We start from the raw sequence: 20,557 nt of genomic DNA, 5'->3' as shown, positions 1-20,557 counted from the left end.
TGGGGCGCGAAGTACCTGTTCGCCTTCGGCTTCCAGCGCGGCAAGTACGCCGCTGTCCAGTTCTGTCAGGCAGAGCGGCGTACCAACAGCAGCGATACGGCGGCCTTTGGTGGGGGAAGTGCGCCGATTTCCCTCGCCGCAGCGTGCAGCTGCTCCCAGCCGGGCAGAGCATCCCACTGTGCCGAAATGTCTGCACGTTTATCTGCCGGAGCAGCATAGAGGATATCTCCCGCCAACAGTGCGCGGAAGAGAGCATCACGGTTCTGCGCCATTTCGGGCAGTGTTTCCAGCATCGGGCTGACCAGTTGAGCATTCAGCTCTTTTCTGCGGTCCAACACAGCACGGATGACACGGGCGTATTGACCGTCTGCTTCCGCTCCCTGCGTCTGCGGAATCAGGAACTGCGCATGTGTCTGGTCGTTTTTTCGCTCGGCAAGGATACTGCCCAGCAGTGCCGGGAAAGGCAGGTATTCTTTTGCACTCGTCTCTGCTCGGCCAAGGCTTAGAATATCGTCCGTCAGGTGCTGCAGCTCGTAGGGATCTGCCCCTTGCTGTTTGAAATATGCGGCCAGATAGGGCGTATAAGCACCCATCGCCGGAAGATAGAGTGGCACATTGGGGGATGGTGTCTGTGCCAGACGACAGGGGTGAATATCGACCTGCTCGATGTTGAAATCTATCGGCAGAGCCACCGCCGGGCGGTGTTGCAAGCTGTTCAGGAACGCTTCAATGCGAGTGATGACACCCACATTGGAAAAATGCTCATCCACTTCGATTTGCAGGTAGGGTTTATCGCCCATCTCCTGCTTGAACAGGTGTGAGAGCATGGTGTCCGGGCCGCAGCCGTGGTTCGTCAGGTAGACAGCGTAGAGGTTCGGGTGGTGAGCAATCAGCTTTGCTCCGGACAGGATATGCTGCCCGAACGGATAATAAAGATTATCGTATTCATCGGAGATGTCCAGCGCATGGCCGGGCAGGTGGCTCAGCGTAATGACTTTATAGCCGCGTTCCAACAGCAGTTCCGGGATGCCCATGTTCAGGATGGGGTCGGAAACGCCGTAGTTGCGGGTGATGAGCACCAACACTTTATCGTCCGGTCTCAGGGTCGCCAGCAGAGCTTTGCCCTGTTTTTCCACGGCGGCGGTATGGCGGCGCACCGCCATGGCACCACTGAGCAGAGCTTTGGCACAAAACGGTTTCGGGATTCCTAAAATCTTGCTCAGTCCCAGCATTGCAGATGCCATAGCTTCCTGCCCAAAATCGAGGTCAAACACCGGACTGAGCAAGGTGATGCCCTTGCTCTCAATGTCCAGAGCTTTGGCAATGGATACGGCTGCCGTCTGCATATAGACGCAGCCGTAGTTGTGTTTCACACGGCTCTTTTCGTGCTTCATCGTGTGGATGGTGGGCAGGAAGATATAATCTACTTTTTGGTCGATGAGCTGCTGCATATGGCCGTAAATAAGTTTGACCGGGTAGCAGGTCTCCCCTTGTGCGGTCTGCTGAGCCAGCCGGATCGTTTCCTCACTGGTGGGGTTGGTCAGGACGACATTGAAGCCCAACGAGGTAAAGAAGGCATTCGCCATCGGGAAGAATTTGTGGATCATCAACGCAAAAGGCACACCTACGGTCTTTTTACGTGGGTCGCGTTTGCCGGTATAACCCTCCAAAAGCAGTTTGTCCGCCTGCTTGTAGAAGTCAATGTTCTTCTGGATCTCCGCACTGCGGCTGTCCTCTGCGTCCTTTGCCGGGCTGTCAAATCCCACAAATCGACTGAGTGCGTTGCCCACAGCTTCCTGTGCCAGCAAAGCCGCACCATACGCACCACTGATGGAAAAGACCGGGCTGACCTGTACGCGGTCGCCGTATACGGATTGGAATGCCGCCACAATGCCGGGGTTGTAATCGACACCACCCTGCAAAACGATGTGCTGACCCACAGGTTTAGAACCAACCACTTTATGCAGATAGTTCTGCACGATGGAATGACAAAGGCCTGCGGCAATATCCGCCCGTGAAATACCTTCAGCGGAAGCGGACGCAATGGCCGTTTCGATAAACACCGTGCACCGTTCTCCCAAGGATGCCGGATGTTCAGAGGATAAGGCCAATGGGCCAAACTCCGCCAGTGGGATGCCCATACGGGCAGCTTGTTCTTCCACAAAAGAACCGGTACCGGCAGCGCAGATCTTGTTCATCTGAAAATCCACAACTTCACCGTTCTGGATGCTAATGTATTTGCTATCCTGTCCGCCAATCTCAAACACGGTATCGACTTCCGGCACCCAATGAGCAGCTCCTTTGGCTTGCGCAGTGATCTCATCCCGGACAGCATCTGCTCCGATGCGTTTGCCGACGCGCTCTCGTCCTGAACCGGTCACACCGACTGCGGTGAACCGGATATCGCCAAACCGCTGACGAATACTTGCAAGGCCTTTGCGGACAGCTCCTTCCGGGTCACCTGCGGTGCGCAGATATTGAAAGTCTACCAGTTCGCCGTCAGCACCAACCAGAACGAGGTCCGTGCTGGTCGAACCAATATCAATGCCTAATGCGCAGCCACTTTCTGGAATGATCTTGGTAGCGTTTGGCTCCGCAAGGCTCGTACCGGGGCGCAGTTCCAGTTTGGGCAATGTTCCGACCATGTGGTGTGTTGTTAGTGTACGGTCCAGAGAATCATTCAGTTGACGTAACGTGAACGAGCCGGATGCTTTGAGTGCAGCACCAAGAGCCGCTTCATATCGGGCAAACTCCGGAACGGTGAGTTCTTTCTCACTCAACCCGAATACATCCCGGATGGCTCGGATCACGCCTGCATTGCAGGTAACACCGCCGCAGAATACCACAGGTTTACAGACCGGAAGCCGCCGCACGATGGTCGCCTTATAGTTACGGATCATGGCATAACACAATCCTAGCAGGATATCCGGTGTGGAAACTCCTTCCTGCTGGCGGTGGATGATATCTGTTTTGGCAAAGACCGCACACCGGCCAGAAAGGCGCGGAACACTCTGTGCCTGCTTTACCAGAGAAGAGTAATCCTCCAGCTTGCAGCCCACACGGGACATCTGATCTTCAAAGAACGAGCCCGTGCCGCCTGCACAGTGTTCGTTGACTGCGAACTGCGGTGCACGGCTCTGCAAATCCGTGATGAATCGCGCGCCCTGACTGCCAATTTCAATGACCGAACCCACCTGCGGAATGATCCAGCGCACACCCTCGACGATAGCTGGGATGTCGCCTAAAGAGGGAATGGCTGAATCTTGCTCCAGCAGAGCCTCCGTGTTGCTTCCGGTCACACAGAGTGAAAACGGAGTATCCATCGCCAGTTCCAACGTGGAAAGACCCTTTTTCAGGCAGACAAAAGGGTTGCCGTGATGCACCGCCATCCACTGCTTTTCAATTTCTTGATTTTTCAACAGCACCAACTTGACCGTTGATGTACCGATATCCATTCCCAACGAAAGCATTGTGTCACTCCTTCGATATCAACCCTGAACGTTATAGGGTTTGACATTTCAAACTTTATACCGTATAATAATGATGCCTTTTAATTAGACATCTCTAACCAAGAGTTTAACACAACTACCTCGGAGTGTCCGTTGTTATGGCAACGGCAAAGTAAATTTTAAGATGGAGCAATATTATTCAATTTTACAGCAATGCGGCATGTTCAACGGCATCCAGCCACGAAAATATAGGGAAGTCCTTAGTTGCTTGAATGCGACTGTCCGTGAATATCCTCGTGGTGCGCACATCGTCGAGCTGGGTGAGCAGAGCCACAATACGGGTGTTCTGCTGGATGGCACGATGGAAGAATTTTTTTATGATGAAAATGGCAATCAAATCAGCATCTGCCGTTTTCATCCCGGAGAAATATTTGGTGCAGAACTGGCCTGTACTGGCTGGACGACAAGTCCGGTCTGTCTGCGTGCCAGTTCGGACTGTACTGTAATGCTGCTGGATTTCAGCGCATTGCTGTCACAGAAAACGCTGACCTGTCCCTGCCGGATGCAAGTCACAGCAAATCTTATGCAGGATATGGCGCAGCAGCTTCTCTTTTTTAACACCAAAGTGCGTATTTTAGCACAAAAACGGCTTCGAGATCGTCTGAAGATTTATCTTCAAACCTTGACACCCGATGAAAAAGGCTGTTACAGTCTGCCCTACACCCGGACAGAACTGGCAGATTTCCTCTGTGTGGACCGCAGTGCTCTTTCCCGTGAGCTGTGCCGGATGCGCGATGAGAGGATCCTTGATTTTTCCGGTGCAAAGATTCACCTGTTGAATCCAACGTTTTTGTATGGTTGGAACTGACAGTACTTCTAAATCTATGAAAAAAATTGTCTGCCGAATGTTTTTGTTCGACAGACAATTACTTTTTAATCTTCTAGTGTACGACTACCGGACACATTCTTCAAATATTCCTTCGGGTCGCCGTTCAGAATCAAATCCGCATAGCCCAGTGGGTCATTGTAGATAAGGTAGTCCAGTTCCGTCTGCTGCGCCATGGTCACATCCAGTGCATCCTCAACCCCGGTACAGTCAATGGAAATTTTTCTCCCATAGAATACAAAAAATCCGAACCCTTCTCCTATCGGAAAAAAGTTCGGATTTTGTTGATGTGGTGCACCTCCAGGGACTCGAACCCTGGGCCCACTGATTAAGAGAGCAAGCCGCCGGTTCGTCTCAATTTATGGAAGTTTCGAGCTATCGTCATTTTCAATCAAAGCAACGTGATTTTTCTCCCGGCAGCTTCTGCATCCTTTGTCGGATTTCGCATCGAAAAGCACCCTCTGCACGTTTTGAAACCGTGCAAAATCCGTGCAGAAATCGTGCACTTACTCCCAGACAAACTGAAAACCACTTCATCCGACAACGACTTGACGGCATTAGTTCGAGTGACCGCACACCAAAAATCAAGTCTTGGAGGATACTACTATGATGAACCTGCTTTCCTTCCGCTAATCACCTTTGTAAACAGCGTGGTCTCCACCGCCTGCGCTGTGCTTTTATACCTAGCCCTGCGCCCGGCTCTGGAGTGCACCGGTCTTTTGACCAAAGCTGAAGCAAAACAAACGCCCCGGCCCGCAACGCCCAAAGCAAAAGTCCCACGCCCGCCTTTCCGGTGCGGCATGGGACTTTTTGCATTTCCAGCCCGCTGTGCGGCAGGTGCTTGGAAACTGCTGCTGGTCTTCACCGCATGACGGTGGTGGAAAGGGTCGTAGACCAGCTTTTTCCGGGTGCAAGACAGACGGCGGCGGCGCGCTCGCTCCACTCCTGCGGGTCGGTCTCTGCGCTGGGCAGAGAGTGCCATGGCTCGATGCAGACAAAGCGGACCGGCTTTGCCAGCGCGCTCCAGATCAGCTTGTACGGAAAATCCTCAACATTGCAGACGATGTGCCGCCCGCTGTCTTTTTCATAAATGCCCAACGTTCTGGTCCGCAGCCCCGCCATGCAGAAGCTGTCGTTGGAAAACAGATCATCGGTCAGCTGGATCTTCTCGGCATTTTTCCATTTGTAATAGCACTTTCCGCTGAGCAGCCCATGGGGCCGGGCATCCAGAATGACCGGGCTTTCCGGCCGGTCAAACCGGAACTCGTAATCCTCTGTGGTATGGTGACGGTCAAAGGGGATGTTGAATGCGGGATGAAAGCCGATGCCGAAGCGCAGCTCCTCGCTGCCGGGATTTTCCACGGTCAGAGTGTGGCAGACCGTCCGGTTCTCCAACCGGAACGTGCTGCGCAGAATAAAATCAAAGGGAACTGCGTCGCCTTAAGCTCCGGGCTGGAACGCAGCTCCAAGACGATCTCGTTCTCATCAGCCCGCACCAGCGTGTGTTCCACATCCCTGGCAAAGCCCTGCTTGACCACATGGTAGGTCTTGCCTTTGTGAGAGTAGGAGCTGCCGGGCAGCTCCCTGTCCACGGAAAAAGGATGGGCGCGTGACGGGGCCAGACCTCCGGGTCAGCCTGCCAGAGCACCTCCTCCCCGGCATCGTTTTTCAAACTGACCGCCTCGGCTCCATGGGTGTCCACCGTAAGGGTCAAAAAATCATTCCGAAGCACTGCCTGCATGGAAAACACCCCGTTTACATGGTCTTTTCGTACAGCTTGATAATGTCCCTGACTGTGCTCTGGCGGGGGTTTGCCGGGATGTTGCCGCTCTTCATGGCATCCTCTGCCATCGCAGGGATCTTTTCGACGGTGACACCCACCTCCGACAGGGTGGCGGGGATGCCAAGCTGCCGGTTCAGGCGGCGCAACTCCTCCACCAGCAGCTCCGGGGTAAAGTTTTCGGTGGAGCCGCTGCCTTCCCGGATGTAGTTGTAGATGACCTCATAGCGTCCATGGTCCGCCAGTGCATTGTACTCCACCACGTTGGGCAGCAGGATGGAGTTTGCCACCCCGTGGGGCACGTTGAAATACGCGCTGACCGGGTGGCTCATGGCGTGGACATTGCCCAGCCGGGCCCATGCAAAGGCGATGCCTGCAAAGTTGGAGCCCAGCATCATGGCGCAGGCGGCTTCCTCGTCCTGACGGTTGGCCACAAAGCGGCGCAGGCTGCCGCCGATGAGCTCCATGGCCTTTTCCGCCATGGCGTCGGAGAAGGGGGTAGCGTTGCGGGAGACATAGGCCTCCATGGCGTGGATGAGGGCGTCCACGCCGCAGGACGCAGCGATGGAAGCGGGAGCCGTCATGATCAGCTCGGGGTCCAGCACGGCGTATCTGGGCAGGATCTCGTAGCTGAACACCGAGAGCTTGTAGTTGCGCTCGGTGTCCGTGATCACAGCAGAGGCCGTCACCTCGCTGCCGGTGCCTGCCGTAGTGGGGATGGCGATCATCGGCACGATGGGGCCGGGCACCTTGTGGTTGCCCTCGTAGTCGGTGATCCTGCCGCCATAGTTGGCCAGGATGCCCACAGCCTTGCCCACGTCCATGGAGCTGCCGCCGCCCAGCGCCACGATGCTGGTGGCTCCGCATTTCCGGTACAGGTCCGCGGCCTCGTTGACCACCGCCATGGTGGGGTTGGGCACCACATCCAGATAGCTGGTGCACTGCAGCCCCGCCGTCTCAATGATATCCTGCACCTTTTTGACGACGCCGATCTTTTCCAGTCCGCGATCCGACACCAGCAGGATCTTGTCCGAGCGGCTCTCGGTCAGGATCTCCGGCAGCTTTTTCAGACTGCCCATGCCAAACTGGATGTTCTGGGGAATCTTAAAGTTGAAGTCTTTCATCGCTGTGCTTCCTTTCTATCGTTACCCGTTAAAAATGGAGTTCGGTCCTCTGGATCAGATCCTTCTGCAGCGGCTTGCCCAGTTCCACAAAGTAGGCGCTGTATCCCGCCACGCGGACCAGCATGTCCTTGTAGTCCTCCGGCTTTTTCTGGGCAGCCCGCATGGTGGCGGCGCTCATAATGTTGAACTGGACGTGCATGGCCCCCTTGTGGATGTATTCCTCAATAAAGGCTGCCAGATTGTCGCGGCCTTCGATGCCCGCCACCGCCTCCTGCGGGAAGCGGAGGTTCATCAGGGTACCGTTGGTGGCAAGGCTGTGGTCCACCTTGGTCAGGGAGTTGACGATGGCGGTGGGGCCGTTGATGTCATGGGAGCCAAGCTCCGTATGGACCGGGCCCATGTTGTCCGAGATGGCCTCCCCGCCTTGCGTCCGTCCACCGATGCGTTGGTGTTCAGGCCCATGGCAACGTTGGCGTTGACCGAGTAGACACCGGGGCTGAAGATCCCGCCACGCGGCGTTTTGCGTCCGGCAATGTGCCTGCAGTAGGTCTCGAACATGAACCGGAACAGCGCATCGGCGTAATCATCGTCGTTGCCGTAGTGGTGGACTTTGGAGCTGTTGACGAGAGCGTACAGCTTCTCATAGCCCTTCCAGTTGTGCTTGACGGCTTCCAGCAGTTCGGCGCCTGTGCAGCGCTTTTCGTCAAAGACCAGCTGCCGGATGGCAGCCAGCGAGTCGGCACAGGTGGCAATGCCGCTGGCCTGAGGGCCGATGCCGTTGTACTTGGCACCGCCCTCGGTCAGGTCGTGACCGGACTCCATGCAGTCCTCAAACAGCGCCGAGACGTAGGGCAGCGGTTTGAGCGCCCGGTGGGCATTCTCGATGACGCAGAGGCTGGAGCACATCTGGTTGGTCCAGTACTCAAACTGGGCATCCACGCTCTGCCGGACCTCCTCAAAGCTGGCATAGCGGTCCAGCCTGCCGGTATCGGGACCAAGATGTCCACCCAGTGCGCCGCACCGGCTCCAGCGGGGCAGTGCGGGCCGCAGTCAAGGCAGCGGCCTCCGTTGAGCACCATCTCCATCATCTTGGCGGTGTTGACATAGGCGGCGTCGTGCCAGCCGTATTCCCGGCCCGGCAGGCTGATCTCCACACAGCCCACCACGCAGTAGTCGCGGGCTTCCTCCAGAGTCATCCCCTTGCGCAGCATGCCCTTGATCGCAGCGCTGTCGTTGAAAAGCTTGGGGTGGCCGTAGCCGGCGCGGATGCACTCTACCGCCTTGATGCGGAGCTCCTCCGGGGTGCCCTCGTGCATCCGCACACAGACCCACGGGTTCATCATCCGGGTGTGGGCAGAGGCTTCCAGCATCAGCATGGTCAGGTCGTTGGTGGCGTCGGTGCCGTCCCGCTTCACGCCGCCAATGGTCAGGCTCTCGCCGCCAAAGCCCCTGCCGTTGCGCAGCGCCATGCTGCCCCGGTCCTTGAGCTTGGTGGGGTTGTTGAGCTTGACATACTCCACTTCCAGCAGTTCCAGCGCGAACTCCTTGGAAAGGCTCTTGTCCGCCTGATAATAGGGGTAGAGCCACTGGTCCATCCGTCCATAGGAGATGGAGTGGCCGTTGGACTCCACACAAATGAGCATCGTGGCAAAGTGGAACAGCTGCAGCGCCTGCCAGAAGGTCTTTGGCGTGCCGCCTGCCACAGCGCGGCAGTTGGCGGCGATCTGTTCCAGCTCGGCCTTCCGCCCGGCTTCCTGCTCGCGGGCTGCCATTTCCTCTGCCAGAACCGCATACCGCAGGATGTACTTTTTACAGCGCCGTACATGATGGTGACCGCCTGATAGAACTCCCGCTTGGTGCAGAACTCGGGGTCGTGCATGTCCAGCGCCGCCAGCTTTTCCCGGGCACGCTGCAGCAGACCGTCAAAGCCCAGCTGCATCAGGCGGGCGTAATCCACCGCCAGATGACCGGTGCCGGCGTAGTGGTAGAGGTTGGTCTGGTAGATTTTTTGCCCGCCTCGGAGCCCTTGAGCTGGTCCTCGTCCAGACGGACGTTGATGTAATCGTCCAGCGTGCGGCCCTTCCACCAGCGGCACAGCTCCAGGATCTCCTGCTTTTCCTGTTCGCTGCGGATGGTGAACTGGTCATGCTCCCGCTGCTCAAAGGGGTGGTTCTGCACTTCGTCCAGGATCCAGTTGACCGAGAACTCCGGGTAGATGGGGGCAGATTTGATGGGCGAAGCGATCTCGCCCACGATCAAGTCGTCGTCGCAGATCTCTATGCCGCAGTGCAGCAGCACATTTTCAAAGGCGTAGGCCACCTTCTGCTTTTCGGGCAGGTGTTCGTGCTGCCGGTAGCTCTGGGTGACAAGGCGCAGACGCTCCACGTCCACGTCATAGCCCCGGTCCAGAAACGTCTGGCGCAGTTTGTTGATGCGGGGATAGGGGGACCAGTCCTCGTGATGGACCTGATACCCCAGACAGTAAACTTTATCATACGGCTCGGTGCCGCGTGCGTTGGTGTGGACAGCTGCCATAACGGTTTCCTCCTTGGCGTGATGCTTTATTCCGGTCGGTTCTCTTCTTTTTCCCGGGTACCCACCAGACAGTGGATGCCCCGGCTGTTGAAATACTTTGCGATCTCCTCGACCCGCCGCTGAAAAGCCCGGCGCTGCAGGCGCACGGACTCCATCTGATACGGGATGCCCAGCGACCGGTATTTTTCCTCGCCCAGCCGTATAAAGCTCAGCAGCTGCAGGGTCCGCACCTGCCCGCCCAGCTGTTTGAGGATGAAATCCGCGCTGGCTTCGATGTTCTGCCGCCCATCGTTAACGCCCGGGATGACCGGGATGCGAAGGATCATTTCCGGCCCTCCTGCGCCAGACGGCGCAGGTTTTGCAGGATGCGCTCGTTGCTCACCCCGGTGTACTGCCGGTGAAGCTCCGGGTCCATCAGTTTGAGGTCAGAGATGATGAGGTCGGTGCAGGGAAGGATTTTTTCCACCGCATCCCATCCGGCATGGAAGGTGGACTCGCAGCAGGTATGGAACCCTCCTGCCGGCAGGCCCGGAACAGGGCTGCCACAAAATCGCTCTGCACCAGCGGGTCGCCGCCCGAGACGGTGACTCCCCGCCCGAGCGCTCGTAATAGCCCCTGTCCCGCCGGACGATCTCCATGCACTCCTCCACCTTCATCGGTCTGCCCCACTGCTTGAGGGCATCGGAGGGGCATTCCTCCGCGCAGACCAGACAGTCGCTGCACTTTGTCCGGTCGATGCCTGCCAGCCTGCCTGCGGTGAACCGGAAGATCTCGCCCTGCGGGCAGCTGTCATCGCAGGCACCGCAGGCCCTGCGCCCGATGCACTTGGTCCGATAGACCCCCACCTGCGGCTGCAGCGCCCAGCTTTCGGGGTTGGAGCACCACTGGCACCGCAGGGGGCATCCCTTCAGAAAAAACTCTGTCCGCACCCCGGGGCCGTCGTGGATGGTGAAGCGCTGGACATTGAACACGATGCCGGTCTGATCCACAGCGGACGCCTCCTTTTTCTGCGTTTGTTTCTGCATTTGTTTCTGCTTCGATTCTACCAGATGCCGCCGGGGAGAAACAGTGGACGACCGGTCGATTTTGAATAGGGAACTCTCCCTATTTTGGGCCTGTGGATCCACAGAAAAAAGCCGGACAGGATCGTCATTTCCGACATTCTGTCCGGCTTTTTCCCACGGGGTGCCATTCTGGATGCGCTGGGTCATTTTTGGGGTCGTTCCGCTCCATCCAGCGGTAAAGCTGGAACCGGGAATTGACCCCGCATTTCTGGTAGATATTCTGCACATGCTTCTTGACTGTATGGTAGCTTACCACCAGCTGGTCGGCTACGGCCTGATAGGTCAGCCCCTTTGCCAGCAGCCGTGCCACCCGCAGTTCCGCTTTGGTCAGCGGCTGACCTGTGCCTGCAGGCAGAGCTTCTCCGCTCCGGTCGTTCGCCGCCGACGACTCCACCCGGGAAATGGTGATCCAGTGGTAGCGGTCCACGATGCCGTTGGAATAGCGCTGATCGTAGGTGTAGATCTTAAAGATATAGTCCCGGATGACCCGGGTCTGCACCCTGTTTTCGGCGTGGTCCCGCTCGCTGCCCAGCAAAAACGGCAGCCAGCTGCAGGGTCTGCTGCCGTCCAGCCCTCGGCGGCGGCGCCAAGGATATCGTCCAGACAGACCTTTGCCGCGTGGTTGCAGCTCATGATGTGCATGAAATCGTCGGTGACGAGGTAGGCTTTCTCCCGGAGAGGATGATCTCGCTCTGGATGTTGGTGATGATCCGGGCCTGCTCGTATTTTTTGAAGTTCTTGTAATCGTTGGCGATGTAAACGTAGATCTGCTCCAGCTGCAAAAAGCTCCTCGGGGGTAAAATCCCCCTCGGCGCAGCTTTTAAAAAACGCCACCTGAATGTAGGCATTGATACCAAAGGCCATGGTCACGCTGTAATACGCTCCGAACTGTTCCTGAATGAACTGCACATAGCGGCTTCGGGCGTAATCCTGCGGCGGGATCAGCCGGGTGGAATGGTACAGTCGGGGGTCACATTGTAGTAGGTCAGGTTGTCCTGCACCGCCTCCCGATACAGGGTCTGACGCACCACATCCTCGGGCAGGCAGCTGCGATACGGGTGTCCCTCGTGATCCGCCAGCACGCCGTTGCGGTGGGTCCACGAGAGGAATCTGCCCTGCGGGTCAAAATACGAGATGAGCACGTTCTTCAGCCCGAAATTGCGGGCCAGCGAGTCCAGCAGGACAACATTGAAAAACTCATCGGCCGAAATCTGATGCTCCGACAGCTCGGAGAAAAAGCGAAGGCCTCCGTCCTGTGCACGGTTCATGGTTCATTCATCCTCTTCTTCTCTGGCCCAGTTGTAGGCGCAGCGGACCGCCCTGTTCCAGCCGCGGACCCGCTTTTTCCGTTCCTCCGGGGAGGTCTGCGGCACAAAGGTCCGGTCCACCGACCAGTTCTGCCGGACATCTTCGGCGGAGTTCCAGTACCCCACTGCCAGACCCGCCAGATAAGCGGCACCCAGCGCCGTGGTCTCCACGCAGGCTGGCCGCTGCACCGGCACGTCGCTGACATCTGCCATGGTCTGCATCAGGTAGTTGTTGGCGGAAGCCCCGCCATCCACCTTCAGTGCCTTCATGCCAATGCCGGAGTCCGCCTCCATGGCGTGAAGCACATCGTTGACCTGATAGCACAGGCTGTCCAGCGTTGCCCGGATGATGTGGTACTTGTTGCATCCCCGGGTCAATCCAACGATAGTGCCCCGGGCGTACTGATCCCAGTGGGGAGCACCCAGCCCGGTAAAGGCCGGCACCACATAGCAGCCGTTGGTGTCCTTGACCTTGCCGGCCATATATTCCGAGTCCCGGGCTTCCTCCAGCAGCTTCAGTTCGTCCCGCAGCCACTGGATAGCAGCCCCCGCCACAAAGATGGAGCCCTCCAGCGCATAGTTCACCTTGCCGTCGATGCCCCATGCGATGGTGGTGACCAGCCCGTTCCGGGAGAACACCGGGGTCTCTCCGGTGTTCATCAGCATAAAGCCGCCGGTACCAAAGGTGTTCTTGGCTTCCCCGGGGGTAAAGCAGGTCTGCCCAAACAGTGCCGCCTGCTGATCTCCCGCCGCCCCGGCGATGCGGATGCCGTCTCCGAAATGCATGGGGTCGGCCCACTCATAAAAGCAGCTGGAGGGCCGTGGCTCCGGCAGCATACACCGGGGAATGTCCAGCTCTGTCAGGATCTCCTCGTCCCATTGGAGGGTGTGGATGTTGAACATCATAGTGCGGCTGGCGTTGGAGTAATCCGTCACATGGATCTTGCCGCAGGTCAACTTCCAGATGAGCCACGTCTCCACCGTGCCGAACAGCAGCTGCCCTGCCTCCGCCTTCTGCCGGGCGCCGGGCACATTGTCCAGGATCCATTTCAGCTTGGTGGCAGAGAAATAGGCGTCGATGACCAGACCCGTCTTTTCCCGGAATTTCTCGGTCAGCCCACGGGCCTTCAGCTCATCGCAGTAGGCGCTGGTGCGGCGGCACTGCCAGACGATGGCATGGTAAACGGGTTCTCCCGTGTCCCGGTCCCACACGATGGTGGTCTCGCGCTGGTTGGTGATGCCGATCGCCGCGATATCCGCTGCGCTGGCGCCCACCTGATTCATGGCGGAGAGCGCCACGCCCAGCTGGGTGGTCCAGATCTCGTTGGCATCGTGCTCCACCCAGCCGGGTTTAGGGAAATACTGGGCAAACCCCTTCTGCGCCACACTGCACATTTCCCTTTTTCGTTGAAAAGGATGCAGCGGTTCGATGTGGTCCCGGCATCCAGCGCCATGATGTATGACATGGGACATCCTCCTTTTTCGGTAATACAAAAACTGTGGGGCAGGCACCGCCCAGAGCTTTGCAAAGCCCTTGCGCTCTCCTGCTCCACAGCACGCTTTTTTTCGGTCTGTGTTTTATCCCTGATAGAACAGCTCGTTGGTCACCACCGCCAGCGGACCGATGTAGGCGATCCTCTGGTCCAGCTCCGAGATGCGGACATAGTCCTCATCGTAGGCGGGGTCGTACCGCTTGCAGGCGGCGAGGAATTTCTCCCGGAAATGCGGCAGCTTGAACATATCGCCGTACAGGATCAGGTGATCCGGCGTCAGCATGGTGAGCATCCCGCCCACCACGTCTGCCAGCAGTTCGATGTCTGCATCCAGCGCCTCCCACATGGCGGGCTCGTCCAGCGCAGCAAGTGCCTCCAGATCGTGCACTGTGATCTTTTCGGGGTGTCCATCCACCGCAGCCCACAGCAGCGGGGTCTTTTCCGGGCTGCAGACCTGCCGCAGATGCCGGGCAATGGGGTGGCTGGCCACCCGGGTCTCCAGACAGCCGTACCGCCCGCAGCGGCAGAGCCTGCCGTTCTTTTCCACCCGCACATGTCCGATCTCTGCTGACCGGTACTTTCCGCTGTCATAGATGTGCCCCTGTGCAATGATCGCAGAGCCAACGCCTGGACCCCACTTCAGCAGCAGCAGGTTCTCCTGCGTCCGGCCCAAGCCGTAGGTCAGTTCTGCACGGGCAAATGCCTTGACGTTGTTTTCCAACAGGATCGTGCACTCCAGCGCCTGCGCCAGCAGGGACGCCACCTGCACCGACTGGTTCCAGATGCGGTAGGCGTGGGTGCTGACCCCTTTTCCCGGTCCACCGGACCGGGGACGGAGACCCCCGCCCCCAGCAGCTGTTCGCGCCCGATGCTGTTTTCCCAGAGCAGCGCCTTCCCCACGTTTGCCACCTGCTTCAGGAACAGTTCCGGCGGCGCAGCAATGTCGGTGGGGATGCGCCGGGTGCTGCAGTGCTCGCCCCGCAGGTCACACAGGGTGATGCAGGTGGACGGCATCTCGATGCTGATGGAAAGGACATAGCGGTAGGTGTAGTTGATCCCCAGCAGGATCTTCCGCCGTCCGGCCCGATTGCCCTGCTGCACCTCGCCCAGCTCGACCAGAATGTTCTGCGCCAGCAGTTCTGCGCACAGCGTGGTCACACTGGCAGGGGTCAGACCCAGCCGGGCCGAGATGTCCTTGCGGGACATGGGACCGTGGTCGTTCAGCAGCTTCAGGATGGAGCTGCGGTTCTGGTTTTTGACATTCTCCAGATTGAGCCCATTGTATGCCATCCCGTCCCCCCTTTCTTCGGAATTTTTCCAATCTTTGACCGTCATGTTCAGTATAGCGCCGCCTGACCGCATTCGCAAGAACATCAGGCGTTTTCTCTGTTTTTACGGTTTTCGATCTTTATTTTTGGAAATTATTTTCAGAACTTGCAGACCTCGACGCCCAGCATATTGCCCAGTTTTTCCAGCTCGTTGGCGACCTGTCCGTACACCACTACAAAGTGGGGCTCCCAGCCGCCCTTGACGGTGCCGTAGACCACCTCTTTGGCGCTGGCTGCGGTCTTGACGACCACCGAGGTGCCGTTGAACTGCTTGGGCTTGTCCAGTGCAGCGCCCTCTGCAACGAAGAAGCGGAAGCTGCCGTCGGGCTTGCGGCCCACCCGGAAGAGGGTGACGCACTCGCAGGCCTCGCAGCCAAAGTCCATGACCGGGCCGATCTTGCGGTTGGGGTGGACGCCCACCTGCGCACCGGTGTCCTTGCGGGCCAGATCACAGGCAGCCATGCCGCAGTGCCAGAAGGTGATGGTGCTCTCCTGCTCGTTCATCGAGACGGGATCGCCAAAGAAGCAGGAACGGCCGGTCAGATCGCTGCCAATGAACATGGAGAGTGCACCGTAAGCGTCCGACTCGCAGCTGGCAGAAACACCGTTGGCGTTGAGCAGCGAGAGCACGCTGCACACCGGGGTGCCGAACTCGGTGAAGAAATCCGGCCAGCAGCGGGAGCACAGAGCGCCGATCCGATTCTCGCCCACATAGCTCTTATAGGCCTTGTACAGGCGGGCAAAGTTGACGACGTTCTTTTCGGGGATGGTGTCCAGCCCCACGATGGTCCTGCGGGCCTCGGTCAGCTCGTCTGCCAGTTCCTCCTCGGTGTAGCCCTTGGCCTTGTTGATAAGCTCCCGGGCCTCAATGGAATCCAGCGTGGTGCCGAAGGTGCTCATCATCTCGGCGTCCAGCGCACGGCCAAATCCGAAGCCCTGCGGGGTGTGTCCGATGGAGATCATCTTCAGGCGGCGCAGGTCGTATTTGACCTTGGCTGCACGGATGGCAGCACCGATCTCCGCTTTCACTTCCTCCTCGGTGGGCGCACCGAAGATATACTCAAACCTGCCCTCGCCGCGGAACGCTGTGATGGCATTGCCGGCAGAGTATGCGCCCGTCAGGCTGTTGAGGCGCAGGCGGGTGCCGTCGATGACCGGCTCCCGCAGCGTCCATAGGACGATGGGGCAGTCAAACCGCTTGAGCACCTCGCTGGCGTAGGCGGCATTGGCAAAGGTGATGTTCTGCAACACGATGAGGTCGGGGAAATGGTATCCAGATACGCGTCCAGATCGTTGATGGTCAGCAGCATCTTCTCAGGCACCGCGCAGTCCGCCGTCAGGCCCTGAGCATGGAGACCGATTTTTCAAACTGATCCTGTGCGCTTTCCAGGTGGAAGGTGCCAACACCAATGGGCACATACGCTACTTGAAATCCCATAATATATTACTCCTTTTGATGACTCTCTTTTTGACATTCGGCTCCCACCGCTTATGCATTCTCCATCTTTGCGTGCTCAGAGGCCATCTGCGCCTCCTGCTCCTCGTTCAGCTTTGCCACACGGCGGTTGACACGGATCATGGAGACCAGCAGCACGATGGTGATGATCAGGATGACTGCAGAAATGGGGCGGGTGAGGAAGATGCTGTAATTGCGGTCGTAGCTCATGGAAGCAGTAACGAAGTTCTGCTCCATGATGTCCTCCAAAATCATGCCCAGCATCAGCGGGGTGTTGTCGATATCCAGAACGGTGAGGATGTAGCTGAAGATCAGGATGCCGGCGCAGAGGATCAGCTCCTTGGTGTTGCCGGTGGCGGCAAAGGCACCTGCAAAGCAGAACATGATGATGACGGGTGCCAGGTAGGTATAGCGCACCTGCACGATCTTTGCCACAATGCGGGTCGTGCCCAGACCCAGAGGAGCCAGCAGCACATTGGCGACCAGACAGCCGACGATAATGGTGTAGGCCATCACACCCTGCTTGGTGAACATGGTGGGGCCGGGCTGGATGCCGTGGAGCACGAACGCGCCCAGCAGCAGAGCGGTGACGCCGTCACCGGGGATGCCCAGCGTCAGCAGGGGATCATGGCAGAGCCGACCACCGCATTGTTGGAGGACTCTGCCGCGGCAATGCCCTCCAGACAACCCTTGCCGAACTCTTCGGGGTGCTTGGACGTGCGGCGGACCTCGTTGTAGCACAGGAACTGGGCCACGCCGCCGCCGACACCGGGCATGGCGCCCAGAATGCTGGCGATGGCAGAGGAGCGGAGACAGGCGGGCAGGATGCTGATCATCTCTTTCTTGGTGATGCCCTGCTTGTCGATCTTGCGGGCATCGTCCAGCTTGCCGCGGGCCACCTTAAAGTCCCGGAGCTTCTGCACCACCTGCGTCAGCGCAATGAGGGCGATCATGGCGGGCAGCATATCAATGCCGTATTTCAGGGTGGCGGAGCCAAAGGAGAAGCGGGTGACACCCGTGACGGCATCCATACCGACGCAGGCCATCAGCAGACCGATCATGCCGGAGATGAGGCTCTTGGGCAGGCTGCTGCCGGAGACACCGGCGATGAGGCTGATGCCCATGATGCCCAGTGAGAAGTACTCCACCGAGGTGAAGTTTGCCACCAGCTTGGTGATGAGGGAGGCGCAGAGCATCAGCAGAACCGCCGAGAACAGGCCGCCGAACACCGAAGCGAACAGGGAGGTATCCAGCGCTTTCTTGACCTTGCCCTTCTTTGCCAGCGGGTAGCCGTCGAAGGTGGTCGCAATGGCGGAGTTGGTGCCCGGGGTGTTGAGGGTGATGGCGGAAATGGAGCCGCCGTACATGCCGCCGACGTAGACCGCCAGCAGCAGGATAATGGCAGAGGCCGGGTCACTGAAGGTATAGGTCAGGGGCAGCATCAGGATGATGCCCAGCGTCACACTCAGACCGGGGACGCAGCCGATGACCATTCCAAGGATCAGACCGCCGAAGATGAGCAGCATGTTGTACAGGGTGAACACCTGCGGAACAGCCTGCGAAATCATTGCAAAATCCGACATCAGATGATCCCTCCCAGCAGGCCCAGAGCGGGCAGCGAAATGTTAAAGACGTTCTTGAAAAGCAGGAAGATGACGAACGCCGAGATCAGGACCACGATGTAGGGACCGGGCTTGCGTTCGCCCACATAGAACAGTACCAGCGGAAAGACAATGATGGAAGCCAGCACATAGCCGATGCTGAGCATCAGACCGATATAGACGCACATTCCCACAATGAGCAGGATGGCGGGCTTTTCCTTCTCCCAGTCGAACTCCACCACCTTTTCCTGCTTGAGGACAAGGCTCTGGATGAGCAGGGCAATGGACGACACCAGCATGATGGCCAGACAGATTCCAGGGATGATGCGGGGACTGGGTGCACCGGAATCATAGGCCGGTACGCGGATCTGGCTGGGAATGCACAGGATCAGGATCAATGCGATCACACCCATGATGATGCCCGAGACCAGATTGGTCTTGATTTTGAATTTCTTCATCGAAATCCATTCTCCTTTCATACGGCAAACCAGTGCAGGCTCCCCCATTTGGGGAATCCTGCTTTTATTTTTTCTGACAAAAAATGCAGACGGGCTGCATCGGCAGCCCGTCTGCACAAGATCCATGCGAAACGTGACCGGTCCGGCACTTGTTTCTGGATGAGTTCAGCGCTCAGGCCTGACCGCTCAGGTTCTTGTAAGCGTTGATGGCTTTCTCGCAGGCCTCATTGATGAATGCCTCGGCCTCATCGCCGTAGAGCTCAAAGCGGTTCAGAAGGATGGAAGCGATCCACTCGTTGTAGTCCGGCTCATTCCAGACGTCCTTTGTGATCTCCACCATCTCATCAATGAATGCCTGATCGGTGCCCTTATGCACCGCCAACACGCCGCCTGCAGGCAGGATGCAGCTTGCGTAATCGTTGGCGGCGTTCAGCTCGGGAGCTTTGGACTCACCGGCGCAGGTAGGAACGGTGATGGCACCGTTCGGCGTGACGAAGCCCTCAAAGGGACGGTCATTCATTGCCAGAATGGGGATCAGGGTGCCGGCCTCGACCTCGTCCTTGGCGGCCTGCGTGGTGCCCACAAAGACATCGACCTCGCCATCGGTCAGACCCTTCTTCTGGTTTGCACCGCCGTCATACGGAACGACGGACACCTTGCCGCCCTCCATGGCGATCAGAGAACCCCAGGACAGGTGGCAGTCGGACAGGGGTTGCCGCCGGACATCTTGATGCCGCCGTTCTTGGCCTTTTCCAGAATGGAAGCCAGAGACTGATCCGGCTTGGTGTAGATGATCCAGGTACGGTCGTCAATGGTGCCGATGGGATACATCTCATTGCGGTCAAAGTCCACTTCTTCGGTACCGAACTCCTTGCCCAGATCGTGGCGGTAGCACACGCCATAGCCAAAGACCAGCAGCTCTTTGGTAACAGAGGTATCGTTGTCTGCAAAGTAGGTTGCCGCGGCAAAGCCATCACCGCCAGTCATGTTCTCCACGATGAAGTTGTACTTCTTCTGGAGCTGGTTTGCCACCTGACCGTACTTGCGCGCCACGATGTCTGCCGTGCCGCCGACACCGTAGGGACAGATGATCTTGATGGTTTCGCCGCCGTTGCTGGGCTGCTCCGATGCAGCAGAGCCTGCGGTGGAAGAAGCAGTGCTGCCTGCATTGGAAGCGGCACAGCCTGCAAACAGCCCGGCGGCAGCCAGAACAGCGCTCATGGACAGAAATTCGCGACGTTTCATAGTAGTGTTCTCCTTCAAATTTTTACTTTTTCGTGTCTTGCGTACATTCAGGTTGCGATCTTTGCGGGGGTTATTTCACCAGAAGCGAAAGCCCCGAAATAAACAGTAGAACATAGGTCAGTTTCATAAAGACCAGCTGGCTCATACGGGTCACCAGCTTGCTGCCGATGAACATCCCCGCCAGCAGAAACGGCACCGAGATGCCAAGCATCTTTACAGTAGAGGGCACCCACAGCCCCGCCTGCACATCTTCCAAAAAACAAGGGTGTTCAAAAAGATCCATACCGTGGAAATGGTCGCACGGAAAACGGTCTTGTCCTGGATCCTCTTGGTCATATACCCCGTCAGTAGCGGGCCGCCGCTGACAAACAATCCATGAATGATGCCTGCCAGCACCAGCAGTGCGCAGGTTCCTGCATTGCGCGCGGCGGTCTGCCTCTCTGCAGGCTTTTTTGTATCCGGCTCCGGCTTGTGCACGAGCTTGTAAAGTCCCTGCACTGAAAGCCCGATGACCAGCAGCCCCAGCAGTTTGTAGAGCAGATGCTCCTTGCCTATGAACAGTCCCTTGATATACACGGCACCAACGATGCCCAGTGCCATCACCACAACTATCCGGGCAAACTCTTTCCAGTTGATGCTTTTGTAGTTTCCCACAAAGACGTACACCCCGGAGAAGATCGCCAGCACGTTCAGGATGGGCTTTGCGATGTCGTAGCCCACCAGCATCAGGCTGGGAGGCATTGCCAGAATGGTGCCTGCAAAGCCTGTGATGCCGTGGATGATATTGGTCAACAGGATAACGATGTAAAACAGGATCTGATTTTCCATAGT

At 57.8% G+C, this 20,557-nt stretch carries 22 protein-coding genes and 4 pseudogenes; 1 reads left to right on the top strand and 25 read right to left on the bottom strand.

Features of this window, described 5'->3' with window-relative positions; genetic code table 11:
• Positions 1 to 65: 65 nt before the first annotated feature.
• Positions 66 to 3,470 (bottom strand): acyl-CoA dehydratase activase, encoded by a 3,405-nt coding sequence (locus PXT33_RS05300; RefSeq protein ID WP_347070517.1) that lies wholly within the window; start codon positions 3,468 to 3,470, stop codon positions 66 to 68.
• Between the two features lie 163 nt (positions 3,471 to 3,633).
• On the opposite strand from PXT33_RS05300, the gene PXT33_RS05295 reads away from it, so the two are divergent.
• Positions 3,634 to 4,317 carry a Crp/Fnr family transcriptional regulator gene (locus tag PXT33_RS05295; RefSeq protein ID WP_294648589.1) on the top strand — a complete coding sequence of 228 codons (684 nt, stop codon included), beginning with the start codon at positions 3,634 to 3,636 and terminating at the stop codon, positions 4,315 to 4,317.
• A gap of 65 nt (positions 4,318 to 4,382) precedes the next feature.
• Here the strand turns inward: PXT33_RS05295 and PXT33_RS05290 are convergent.
• From PXT33_RS05290 to PXT33_RS05170, 24 genes and pseudogenes are all read right to left on the bottom strand, one after another.
• Positions 4,383 to 4,565, bottom strand: a pseudogene (locus tag PXT33_RS05290) (DUF6061 family protein); the annotation flags it as partial.
• A gap of 631 nt (positions 4,566 to 5,196) precedes the next feature.
• Positions 5,197 to 5,730 (bottom strand): hypothetical protein, encoded by a 534-nt coding sequence (locus PXT33_RS05285; protein ID WP_347070516.1) that lies wholly within the window; start codon positions 5,728 to 5,730, stop codon positions 5,197 to 5,199.
• Complete coding sequence (locus tag PXT33_RS05280; RefSeq protein ID WP_347070515.1) at positions 5,700 to 5,927, bottom strand: hypothetical protein; 228 nt, start codon at positions 5,925 to 5,927, stop codon at positions 5,700 to 5,702. The genes PXT33_RS05285 and PXT33_RS05280 overlap by 31 nt, the downstream gene beginning before the upstream one ends.
• Before the next feature lie 163 nt (positions 5,928 to 6,090).
• Positions 6,091 to 7,239 carry an iron-containing alcohol dehydrogenase gene (locus tag PXT33_RS05275; RefSeq protein ID WP_332376036.1) on the bottom strand — a complete coding sequence of 383 codons (1,149 nt, stop codon included), beginning with the start codon at positions 7,237 to 7,239 and terminating at the stop codon, positions 6,091 to 6,093.
• 28 nt (positions 7,240 to 7,267) lie between these two features.
• Complete coding sequence (locus tag PXT33_RS05270) at positions 7,268 to 7,639, bottom strand: glycine radical domain-containing protein (RefSeq protein WP_347070514.1); 372 nt, start codon at positions 7,637 to 7,639, stop codon at positions 7,268 to 7,270.
• A complete protein-coding gene (locus PXT33_RS05265) occupies positions 7,570 to 8,217 on the bottom strand; it encodes a pyruvate formate lyase family protein (RefSeq protein WP_347070546.1) in 648 nt (215 codons plus the stop codon). The genes PXT33_RS05270 and PXT33_RS05265 overlap by 70 nt, the downstream gene beginning before the upstream one ends.
• Positions 8,218 to 8,351: 134 nt before the next feature.
• Positions 8,352 to 9,196 (bottom strand): annotated as a pseudogene (locus tag PXT33_RS05260) (pyruvate formate lyase family protein); the annotation flags it as partial.
• A complete protein-coding gene (locus PXT33_RS05255; protein ID WP_347070513.1) occupies positions 9,178 to 9,774 on the bottom strand; it encodes a pyruvate formate lyase family protein in 597 nt (198 codons plus the stop codon). The gene PXT33_RS05255 and the pseudogene PXT33_RS05260, both read right to left, overlap by 19 nt.
• Before the next feature lie 26 nt (positions 9,775 to 9,800).
• Entirely contained in the window at positions 9,801 to 10,100 is a 300-nt protein-coding gene (locus PXT33_RS05250; protein WP_347070512.1) for a hypothetical protein, read from the bottom strand.
• Positions 10,097 to 10,240 (bottom strand): hypothetical protein, encoded by a 144-nt coding sequence (locus tag PXT33_RS05245; RefSeq protein ID WP_347070511.1) that lies wholly within the window; start codon positions 10,238 to 10,240, stop codon positions 10,097 to 10,099. Before PXT33_RS05245 ends, PXT33_RS05250 begins: the two co-directional genes overlap by 4 nt.
• Positions 10,200 to 10,763 carry a 4Fe-4S binding protein gene (locus PXT33_RS05240; RefSeq protein WP_347070510.1) on the bottom strand — a complete coding sequence of 188 codons (564 nt, stop codon included), beginning with the start codon at positions 10,761 to 10,763 and terminating at the stop codon, positions 10,200 to 10,202. Before PXT33_RS05240 ends, PXT33_RS05245 begins: the two co-directional genes overlap by 41 nt.
• A 160-nt stretch (positions 10,764 to 10,923) precedes the next feature.
• Positions 10,924 to 11,373: a helix-turn-helix transcriptional regulator gene (locus PXT33_RS05235; RefSeq protein ID WP_347070509.1), complete on the bottom strand. Its 450-nt coding sequence runs from the start codon at positions 11,371 to 11,373 to the stop codon at positions 10,924 to 10,926.
• 94 nt (positions 11,374 to 11,467) lie between these two features.
• Positions 11,468 to 11,620: a hypothetical protein gene (locus PXT33_RS05230; RefSeq protein ID WP_347070508.1), complete on the bottom strand. Its 153-nt coding sequence runs from the start codon at positions 11,618 to 11,620 to the stop codon at positions 11,468 to 11,470.
• Positions 11,621 to 11,779: 159 nt separating this feature from the next.
• The gene (locus PXT33_RS05225; protein ID WP_347070507.1) at positions 11,780 to 12,106 is read right to left on the bottom strand and encodes a hypothetical protein; all 327 of its coding nucleotides are present in this window, start codon (positions 12,104 to 12,106) and stop codon (positions 11,780 to 11,782) included.
• A 3-nt stretch (positions 12,107 to 12,109) separates the two neighbouring features.
• Positions 12,110 to 13,611, bottom strand: a pseudogene (gene glpK / locus PXT33_RS05220) (glycerol kinase GlpK).
• A gap of 112 nt (positions 13,612 to 13,723) precedes the next feature.
• Positions 13,724 to 14,407 carry an ROK family protein gene (locus PXT33_RS05215; protein ID WP_347070506.1) on the bottom strand — a complete coding sequence of 228 codons (684 nt, stop codon included), beginning with the start codon at positions 14,405 to 14,407 and terminating at the stop codon, positions 13,724 to 13,726.
• Positions 14,320 to 14,928: a winged helix-turn-helix transcriptional regulator gene (locus PXT33_RS05210; protein WP_347070505.1), complete on the bottom strand. Its 609-nt coding sequence runs from the start codon at positions 14,926 to 14,928 to the stop codon at positions 14,320 to 14,322. The genes PXT33_RS05215 and PXT33_RS05210 overlap by 88 nt, the downstream gene beginning before the upstream one ends.
• Positions 14,929 to 15,065: 137 nt before the next feature.
• On the bottom strand, positions 15,066 to 16,214 hold the full coding sequence (locus PXT33_RS05205) for a fucose isomerase (RefSeq protein WP_347070504.1): 1,149 nt from the start codon (positions 16,212 to 16,214) through the stop codon (positions 15,066 to 15,068).
• Positions 16,215 to 16,455: 241 nt separating this feature from the next.
• A pseudogene (locus tag PXT33_RS14760) lies at positions 16,456 to 17,915 on the bottom strand (tripartite tricarboxylate transporter permease).
• An 89-nt stretch (positions 17,916 to 18,004) separates the two neighbouring features.
• The gene (locus PXT33_RS05190; protein ID WP_270195141.1) at positions 18,005 to 18,481 is read right to left on the bottom strand and encodes a tripartite tricarboxylate transporter TctB family protein; all 477 of its coding nucleotides are present in this window, start codon (positions 18,479 to 18,481) and stop codon (positions 18,005 to 18,007) included.
• Between the two features lie 172 nt (positions 18,482 to 18,653).
• Positions 18,654 to 19,136: a hypothetical protein gene (locus PXT33_RS05185; protein WP_347070501.1), complete on the bottom strand. Its 483-nt coding sequence runs from the start codon at positions 19,134 to 19,136 to the stop codon at positions 18,654 to 18,656.
• Between the two features lie 20 nt (positions 19,137 to 19,156).
• Positions 19,157 to 19,726 carry a hypothetical protein gene (locus PXT33_RS05180; protein ID WP_347070500.1) on the bottom strand — a complete coding sequence of 190 codons (570 nt, stop codon included), beginning with the start codon at positions 19,724 to 19,726 and terminating at the stop codon, positions 19,157 to 19,159.
• Positions 19,727 to 19,796: 70 nt separating this feature from the next.
• On the bottom strand, positions 19,797 to 19,955 hold the full coding sequence (locus PXT33_RS05175; protein ID WP_347070499.1) for a hypothetical protein: 159 nt from the start codon (positions 19,953 to 19,955) through the stop codon (positions 19,797 to 19,799).
• Positions 19,940 to 20,554 (bottom strand): TSUP family transporter, encoded by a 615-nt coding sequence (locus PXT33_RS05170; protein WP_347070498.1) that lies wholly within the window; start codon positions 20,552 to 20,554, stop codon positions 19,940 to 19,942. The genes PXT33_RS05175 and PXT33_RS05170 overlap by 16 nt, the downstream gene beginning before the upstream one ends.
• Positions 20,555 to 20,557: the final 3 nt, after the last annotated feature.

Source organism: Faecalibacterium taiwanense (genome assembly GCF_036632915.2).
Classification (GTDB): Bacteria; Bacillota; Clostridia; order Oscillospirales; family Ruminococcaceae; genus Faecalibacterium; species Faecalibacterium taiwanense.
The sequence above is the reverse complement of the archived record's forward strand: the minus strand, read 5'-3'. Positions and strand labels throughout refer to the sequence as shown.